Consider the following 4,957-nt stretch of genomic DNA (forward strand, 5'->3'; position numbering starts at 1 on the left):
CGGGCTCGGCGCGGATGGCGGCGGCCAGCGCCAGGCCGCTGGTGCGCGGCAGTTCCATGTCCAGCAGCACCACGTCGTAGGGATGGCCGGACGCCGCCGCCTGGCGCAGTCGCGGCAGGGCGTCGGTGGCGGTGGCGCTGGTGGAGGCGACGCGCCAGCTGGCCAGCAGCTGTTCCAGCTCACCCCGGCTGGAGGGGTTCTCATCGACAATCAAAGCGCGGCATTCCTGGGTGGCGTGGAAAGAAGGATCGTCGACATCGATGCGACGCTTGTCAAAATTTACGGCAAACCAAAAGATCGATCCTTGAGTTAGCGCATGGTCCACGCCTATTGTGCCGCCCATCAGTTCCACCAGTTGTTTCGAGATCGCCAGCCCCAGGCCGGTGCCGCCGTGCTTGCGGGTGGTCGAGCCGTCGGCCTGCGAGAACGAGTCGAAGATGCGGGCGCGCGCCTCGTTGGAGACGCCGATGCCGGTGTCGTGCACCTCGAAGCGCAGGCCGACGGTTTGCGCGTCCTCGTGCACCACGTTGACCTTGACGGTGATCTTGCCGCTCTCGGTGAACTTGATCGCGTTGCCCAGCAGATTGAAGATGACCTGGCGCAGCCGGTTCGGGTCGCCGCAGATGGCGACCGGGATGTCGTAGGCGATCGCCAGCTCCAGCTCGATGCCCTTGGCCTGGGCCTGCGGCGAGAAGACGTTGTCGATGTCGTCGAGCAGCTCGCGGAAATTGAAGTGGATGTACTCGACCGTCAGCTTGCCGGCCTCGATCTTGGAGAAGTCCAGGATGTCGTTGATGATGACCAGCAAATGCTCGCCCGAGCGCTTGACCATGCTGGTGTAGTGGCGCTGCTGCTCGGACAGGCGGGTGGCCAGCAGCAGCTCGGTCATGCCCAGCACGCCGTTCATCGGCGTGCGGATCTCGTGGCTCATGGTGGCGAGGAAGGCGCTCTTGGCCTGGCTGGCGGCCTCGGCGGCGTTCTTGGCTTTTTCCAGTTGCTCGGTGCGCACGCCGACCTGGCGTTCCAGCTGGTCGCGGTACTGCGCCAGCGCGCCGTCGCGCGCCTCGACCTGGGCCAGCATGTCGTTGAAGCTGTCGGTCAGCGCGCCCAGCTCGTCGCTGCGCTGGTGGACGATGCGCGGCGTCGGCTGGCCGCGGCTGACCTGCTGGGCCGCGGCGATCAGCTGGCCCACCGGCTCGGCGATGCTGCCCTTGAAGCGGGCCGCCGTCAGCAGCGCCATCATGAACGACAGCATGGCGGCCACGGCGGCGGCGGCCAGGTTCTTGAACAGGTCCAGCCACATGCGGGTCTGCGCGCTCTCGATCATCACGGTGCCGACCAGCTCGTCCCTGTCGCGCACCGGACGGTACAGCCGCAGCGCGGGCGCCCACAGCGGGCCGCTCTGGTAGGTGCGGATTTCCTGGACGGCGTCCTCGGCCGGCAGCTGCTCCGGGGCGTCCTGACCGGCGGGCAGGGCGGCGGACTGGTAGCGGGCCAGTTGCTTGCCGGTGCTGTCGTACAGCACGGCTTGAAGGATCTCGTCCTCGACCGCCAGCGTGGACAGCGTCTGCCGCGCCTGCTTGCCGTCGGCGTAGCGCAGCGCCACCGCGCTGTTGTTGCCGATCACGCCGGCCAGCGAGGACAGCTGCTTGCGCTCGTCGTCGGTGCGGCTGAGCACGGACGTGGCGGCAAAGGCGATGAAGACCAGCAACAGCGCGCTCCCGGTGGACAGCACGGAAAGAATGGTGAGTTTCTGGCTCAGACCGGAACGCTTGAAATTGAACATCGCTGTAGGCGGTAGCAAACGGTGGGCGCCGAAATCGTCGGCGCGGCAAGCTGGTCAATAAGTGCCAATAGGAAAAATATAGCGTTCAGTGCCGGCCGATCTTGATGTGCGTCTAATGCCCGCACCTTTGCGCCGGCTCAAACAACGCCGTGGACCGGGGCGCAAGCTGGCGCGATGGAACGCAAAAAAATCCTCTTCGTGGCCGAGGCGGTGACGCTGGCGCATGTCGGCCGGCCGCTGGCGCTGGCGCGCACGCTGTCGCCGCAGCGTTACGACGTGCACTTCGCCTGCGCCCCCGGCTACGGGGCTTTTTTGCAGGGCAGCCGGTTCAGCACCTGGCCGCTGAGCAGCATTTCCAGCGCACGTTTCCTGGCGGCGCTGGCGGCGGGCAAGCCGGTGTACGACGCCGCCACGCTGCACAATTATGTGCATGACGATTTGCGCCTGCTGCAGGCCGTGCGGCCGGACCTGGTGGTGGGCGATTTTCGCCTGTCGCTGTCGGTCAGCGCGCGCGTGGCGCAGGTGCCGTACGTCGGCCTGATCAACGCCTACTGGAGTCCCTACGTGCCGCAGCGCTACACGGTGCCGGCCATCGGGCTGGCGCGGGCCTTGCCGATCGCGCTGGCGGACCGGCTGTTCCGCCTGGTGCGGCCGCTGGCGTTCGCGCTGCACAGCGTGCCGCTGAACCGCGTGCGGCGCGCCTACCGCCTGCCATCGCTGGGCTACGACCTGCGCAGCGTGTATGCCGACGCCGACTACGTGCTGTATCCCGACATAGCCGAAATGTTTCCGGCGGTTGGCCTGCCGCCCAGCCATTCCTACCTGGGACCGGTGACCTGGTCGCCGCCCACCGAGCCGCCCGGCTGGTGGGATGCGCTGCCGGCCGACCGGCCGCTGGTGTATGTCACGCTGGGCAGCTCGGGGCAGGGCGCGCTGCTGCCGCGCATCCTGCAGGCGCTGGCGCCCTTGCCGGTGCGGGTGATGGCCGCCACCGCCGGCCAGGCCGATCCGGGCGAGCCGCCGGACAACGCCCATGTGGCGGCGTACCTGCCGGGCGAGGAGGCCGCGCTGCGCGCGCAGCTGGTGGTCTGCAACGGCGGCAGTCCGACCAGCCAGCAGGCGCTGGCGGCCGGCGTGCCGGTGCTGGGAATCGCGGGTAATCTGGACCAGTACCTGAACATGCGCGCGGTGGCGGCGATGGGCGCCGGCACGCTGCTCAGGTCGGACCGCTTGAACGAGGATGCTGTGCGCCGCGCCGTGCTGGACCTGCTGGAACGTCCGGCCGCGCGCGGGGCGGCGATGCAGGTGGCGCAGCTGTTTCAGCGCTACGACATGGCGCAGCGTTTCGAGGCGGCGGTACAGCGTGCGGCCGCCGGCGGTTGAGGAGCCGGCCGCGGCGCCGGCCCCTCCCTGCTTACGCGGGCAATTTGCGCCGCCGGCCCAGGGCCAAGCCGGCGAAGCCGATCCCGACCAGGGCCAGCGTGGCGGGCTCCGGCAGGGGCGCCAGCGCGAACGAGCCCGAGCCATCGAACTTCATCAACGGCACGCCGCCTGCCGCCGTGCCGTCCCACATGGTCGCCGGAGAATACGTCGAGGGCATGGTGGCGGCACCGGTGATGTTGTTCTGGAACACCGAGCCGGTGGCGACGTCGAGATACCGGCTGTCCACGAAATCGATCTGGAAGCGGATGTCGAACGCGCCGGTGGAGATGCCGCCGGCGGTGGTGACGTTGGCTTCGTTGAAGATCAAATGGCCGGACATGACCATGACGCCGTCGCCGTCCAGGTCGCCCGCGCCGCCGCAGCCCGCCGTGTTGCCGGCACCGTAGCAGCGCACGGTGCCGGGGCCGTCGCCCGGCACGGCCTGGCTGGCGTTGCCCGGCCCGAAGCGGTCGAAGTAGAAGGCGATGTTCTGCACCTTGTCGTGCAGCGGATCGACATCCATGCCGGCCGACTGGTCCTTCGGCAGCGTGAAGTGGGCGGTGGTGTCGGTCTGGCGGTCCACCAGTTCCTCGAAGCGCACCACGGCGCTCAATTCGTAATTGGTGTTCAGGCCGCCGGGCGTGATGAGCGTGCCGCCGTTGGCCATGGTGCCGATCACCATCTGCGAGCGCAATTCGCTGACGTAGGGCGTGAAGGGGGCAAGAGTAAAGTCGCTCTGGAATTTGGTGGCCAGCGCGGAATTGGTGGCATTGGTCCACAGGTCGGCATAGCTGCTGTAGGCGCTGTTGCCGGTCGGGTCCAGCCCGACCGCCGGTCCGGCGTGGGCTGCGGTGGGTAGGGCCAGCGCCGTGGCGATCATGGCGGCGGCCATGGCCGGTTGGTAGGTGTTCATGTTTGCTCCCTGGCTGGATCGCGCCCCCGGAATGGGAGCCGCCTGCATGTTGAGCAAAAGCCCTGCCAGCGGCGGTAAAGCGCGCGGAATCAAGGACTTGGGCGCCGCGCGCGGCCGGCGCGGTACGCCACTGTAAAGAACGCCGTCAGTGGATCGCGCCTCATCGCCTGCCGGACGGGCCGACCAGCAAGTCGCGCAGCGGCCGCCGCAGCGAGCGTGCCGTGGCCGGCTTGCCGGCGCCGATGCGGCCCATGCACACCGCCGTCTCCCACACCGCCGGCCCGGTCAGCGCCGCGCCCTGGCGCGACAGCGCCTCGGCCCGCTGCTGCATGCCCGGCGTGCCGGAAAACACCCGGCCCTCGCGCACGTAGCGGGCGAAGATCAGCGGCGTCATCTCCGGCTGCAGCTGCAGGCCCTGCGCGGTCGCGGTCAGCCAGAAGCGCTGCATGGCGCGGCCGGCGTCGAGGTAGTCGTCCACGCGCTGCGGCCGGCGCGGCGCGGTCAGCACGAAGTGGGCGGCGCAGGCCAGGCCGGGGATCAGGTCCATCTGCAGGCGCGGCGCCAGCGTGCCGGCCAGCCAGGTGTTGAAGAACTCGACCCGCTGCCAGCGCTGCATGATCCAGCGCATCAGCCTGGCGGTGGCGGCGTCCACGCCCAGCGCCTGGTCGGGGATGCGGTCGTCGCTGTAGCGGGCGTTCCATTCGATCACCGACTTGTGCACCTGCCACGCCTCCGGCATCGTCAGGCGCAGCTTGGCGTTGCGGAACATCAGCCGCGCGGCCGCGCGCCGCCGCGCGCCCTCCAGCCAGTGCACGCCGTGGCCGGGCGGCAGCGCC

General features: G+C 69.3%; 3 protein-coding genes and 1 pseudogene. 1 reads left to right on the forward strand and 3 read right to left on the reverse strand.

Going from position 1 to position 4,957, the window contains the following annotated elements; genetic code table 11:
* Positions 1 to 1,786 (reverse strand): hybrid sensor histidine kinase/response regulator (locus GTP90_RS34810; RefSeq protein WP_161087796.1); only part of this gene is annotated, 1,786 nt, incomplete at its 3' end.
* 174 nt (positions 1,787 to 1,960) lie between these two features.
* Between GTP90_RS34810 and GTP90_RS34815 the strand changes: the two genes are divergently transcribed.
* Complete coding sequence (locus GTP90_RS34815; protein WP_161087797.1) at positions 1,961 to 3,169, forward strand: glycosyltransferase; 1,209 nt, start codon at positions 1,961 to 1,963, stop codon at positions 3,167 to 3,169.
* 31 nt (positions 3,170 to 3,200) lie between these two features.
* Here the strand turns inward: GTP90_RS34815 and GTP90_RS34820 are convergent, their stop codons facing one another.
* Complete coding sequence (locus GTP90_RS34820) at positions 3,201 to 4,121, reverse strand: PEP-CTERM sorting domain-containing protein (RefSeq protein ID WP_161087798.1); 921 nt, start codon at positions 4,119 to 4,121, stop codon at positions 3,201 to 3,203.
* 160 nt (positions 4,122 to 4,281) lie between these two features.
* Positions 4,282 to 4,957, reverse strand: a pseudogene (locus tag GTP90_RS34825) (nitroreductase family protein); the annotation flags it as partial.

This window comes from Duganella vulcania (assembly GCF_009857655.1).
Lineage (GTDB): Bacteria > Pseudomonadota > Gammaproteobacteria > Burkholderiales > Burkholderiaceae_D > Rugamonas > Rugamonas vulcania.